The organism is uncultured Faecalicoccus sp. (genome assembly GCF_944325745.1).
Classification (GTDB): Bacteria; Bacillota_I; Bacilli_A; order Erysipelotrichales; family Erysipelotrichaceae; genus Faecalicoccus.
Window position 1 is genome coordinate 1 of sequence record NZ_CALVBG010000101.1, and the last position, 2,655, is coordinate 2,655.

General features: G+C 42.0%; 5 protein-coding genes. 3 read left to right on the top strand and 2 right to left on the bottom strand.

Annotation, left to right across the window (positions count from 1 at the left end; genetic code table 11):
• The first annotated feature begins 99 nt into the window (after positions 1 to 99).
• The 3 genes from Q0J48_RS07005 to Q0J48_RS07015 are packed head-to-tail and all read left to right on the top strand — an operon-like array spanning position 100 to position 1,278.
• Entirely contained in the window at positions 100 to 492 is a 393-nt protein-coding gene (locus Q0J48_RS07005) for a hypothetical protein (protein ID WP_296242772.1), read from the top strand.
• 49 nt (positions 493 to 541) lie between these two features.
• Positions 542 to 931, top strand: coding sequence for a hypothetical protein (locus tag Q0J48_RS07010; RefSeq protein ID WP_296242773.1), 390 nt, complete (start codon positions 542 to 544; stop codon positions 929 to 931).
• Between the two features lie 32 nt (positions 932 to 963).
• Positions 964 to 1,278, top strand: coding sequence for a hypothetical protein (locus tag Q0J48_RS07015; protein WP_296242774.1), 315 nt, complete (start codon positions 964 to 966; stop codon positions 1,276 to 1,278).
• Positions 1,279 to 1,394: 116 nt separating this feature from the next.
• Here the strand turns inward: Q0J48_RS07015 and metA are convergent, their stop codons facing one another.
• A complete protein-coding gene (metA, locus tag Q0J48_RS07020) occupies positions 1,395 to 2,339 on the bottom strand; it encodes a homoserine O-succinyltransferase (RefSeq protein ID WP_296242775.1) in 945 nt (314 codons plus the stop codon).
• Positions 2,340 to 2,349: 10 nt separating this feature from the next.
• A partial coding sequence (locus tag Q0J48_RS07025) for a PLP-dependent transferase (protein ID WP_296242776.1) occupies positions 2,350 to 2,655 on the bottom strand: 306 nt, incomplete at its 5' end.

Here is a 2,655-nt window from a genome sequence, read left to right on the forward strand (position 1 = left end):
TTTTTTTGGCTTTTTCGGTCTTATGGATGGCCGGATCGGTCCGTTGTTTGTCTTTCTTGTCCCCTTCCGCTATCATGGTGTTGATAGGGAGGTGGTCGTATGACAAACACGATCCGTGATTTTGGCGATGTACTCTTTGATCTGGATAAGAAAACAATGACAATTGTAGACGGTTCTATAGGAACGTATGATTATCGAAATATTCAAAGAGCTCTGGTTCTTAATGAAAAGGCAAAGACGCGAGGAAAGACTTCACCATTTACCTCATGTTTGCCTCATGGACCTGGGATTCCTGCGATTTTGACCGATCCTTATATTTATGTTGGCGTAAAGGTTGTTTTAGAAAATGGGGATGTTCTCGCAATTTATACTTCCAAAGAAAAAACACAAATCGGTACGGACCCTTATAAAGTTGATCGCGAAAAGGCAAAAGAAATTGAAGCTTTTTTAAGAAAAATCATCCATAAATATCAGCCCTCTGTTGATAGTTGATTCTTTCTACATTCTCTTTTAGAATACGAGATAGGTAATGTAGGAACTTATGAAACGTCGAATTCAATGTTCTCTAATCTTCATGATTTTCATTCGTTTAATTCTCATTTTAGGTTCGGGACTTTCTTTATTTTTGAATCTGCCGAAAGAAGACCAAAGTACTCTGAAAAAAGAAACAGTTGTGGATAACCAAAAAACACTTCAAAACTTTTTGACCATTGCGATACAGCCTGTTGGCCAAACGATGTATGTTTGGGGCGGAGGCTGGAATGAAGAAGATACAGGAGCTGGCCAAGATGCCAAACGCATCGGGTCTCTTCGCAATGGAAAACTTTTTTTGAACAACAAACTCCTGATTATGATTATCAGTCCACACTGTATGAGACCCATGACGGATTGGATTGTTCCGGTTATGTGGGTTGGACGATTTATAATTTGATGGAGTCTACTTCCGGGAATTCCGGATATGTGATGAAATCTGGAGAGATGGCCAGTACTTATGCTTCTTACGGCTGGGGTTCTTTTATCCCTTATTCAGAAGTAAAAGACCATAAACCAGGGGATATTTTTTCCAATGAGGAACATGTCTATATTTCTTTAGGAACTTGTAAAGACGGCAGTGTTTTGTTGGTGCATTCTTCTCCGCCGGGAGTCCGTATTTGTGGAACTTTATTACCTGATGGAGAGACTTCAATGGCGGTTGATCTCGCTTCTTCAATCATGAGCGCTCATTATCCAGAATGGTTTGAAAAATATCCGTCATGTGATGTTGAAATTAGATTATGATCAGTTCCAATGGAACACGGATACTTTATCAGACGCTCATTCCATTCAAAATCTTTCGGCAGAAGAGATTGCCGATCTTCTTTGGCCGTAAAAAAAAGCAACAGATTTTGACTCTGTTACTTTCGAACTTTGATCTTTTGAAAAGGCTCGATCGCATTGATGTCATAAGGAGTATCCTGGTAGACGATATAGTTGAGCCAGTTTGAATAAAGTAAATTGGCACCGCTTCTCCAAGTGACCATTGGATCTTGGGAATCGTCGTCGTTCGGATAATAATTTTTAGGGACTTCAATAGGGAGTCCTTTCTTTTTGTCGCGCAGATATTCCTTTTCCAAGGTGCGGGGATCGTATTCAGAATGACCTGTAATAAAGATCTGGCGGCACCCTTCTGTAGCTAAGGCATAGACCCCGGCTTCCTGGCTTTCTGCCAAGATCTTTAAATAAGGACAGTTTTCAATATCTTTTTTTGCATTATAGGTATGGCGCGAATGAGGGACCATGAACGTGTCATCAAAGCCTCGGAAAAGAATCGACGACTTACGAACCACTTGATGTGGGAATACCCCAAAGAGCTTATGCTCGATCTTCTTTTTGGGGATCCCATAGTGATAATATAAGCCTGCCTGTGCGCCCCAGCAGATATGGAAGGTGGAGTGAACATGAGTTTTTGACCATTCCATTATCTCACAAAGTTCATCCCAATATTCAACTTCTTCAAATTCTAAATGTTCTAACGGCGCTCCTGTGATGACCATGCCGTCAAAGTAACGATGTTGGAAGGCATCGAAGGTTTGATAAAACTTCAACATATGTTCTTGAGAAACATTTTTGGAGCGATGGTTTTTCATCTGCATCAGTTCCAATTCCACTTGAATCGGGGTGTTTCCCAAAAGACGGGCCAGCTGGGTCTCGGTTTCAATTTTGGTCGGCATCAAATTCAATACTAAAATGCTTAACGGGCGAATGTCCTGGGTGATGGCCCGGGTTTCATTCATCACAAAAATATTTTCATCGCGGAGGGTTTTGGATGCCGGTAATTCATTCGGAATTTTAATGGGCATGGCCAAACTCCTAGGCGTTCAACGCCTGATCGATATCGCGAATCAGATCTTCGGCATCTTCCAGTCCGCAGGAGAATCGAACCATATCTGCACTGATGCCGGCAGCTTTTAACTCTTCTTCACTCATCTGTCGATGGGTACTGCTTGCCGGGTGCAGACAACAAGTTCGGGCATCGGCAACATGGGTTTCGATTGCAGCCAGTTTTAAATGTTTCATGAACCGTTCGGCAGCTTGTCGGCCTCCTTCGATCTCGAAGCTTACGACACCGCAAGAACCGTTTGGCAGATATTTCTGTGCCAAGTCATAATATTTATC

Coding starts and splice junctions, on each gene's coding strand:
- Q0J48_RS07015 (WP_296242774.1), top strand. CDS start 964: ATGAAATCTGGAGAGATGGCCAGTACTTATGCTTCTTACGGCTGGGGT.
- Q0J48_RS07005 (WP_296242772.1), top strand. CDS start 100: ATGACAAACACGATCCGTGATTTTGGCGATGTACTCTTTGATCTGGAT.
- metA (WP_296242775.1), bottom strand. CDS start 2,339: ATGCCCATTAAAATTCCGAATGAATTACCGGCATCCAAAACCCTCCGC.
- Q0J48_RS07010 (WP_296242773.1), top strand. CDS start 542: ATGAAACGTCGAATTCAATGTTCTCTAATCTTCATGATTTTCATTCGT.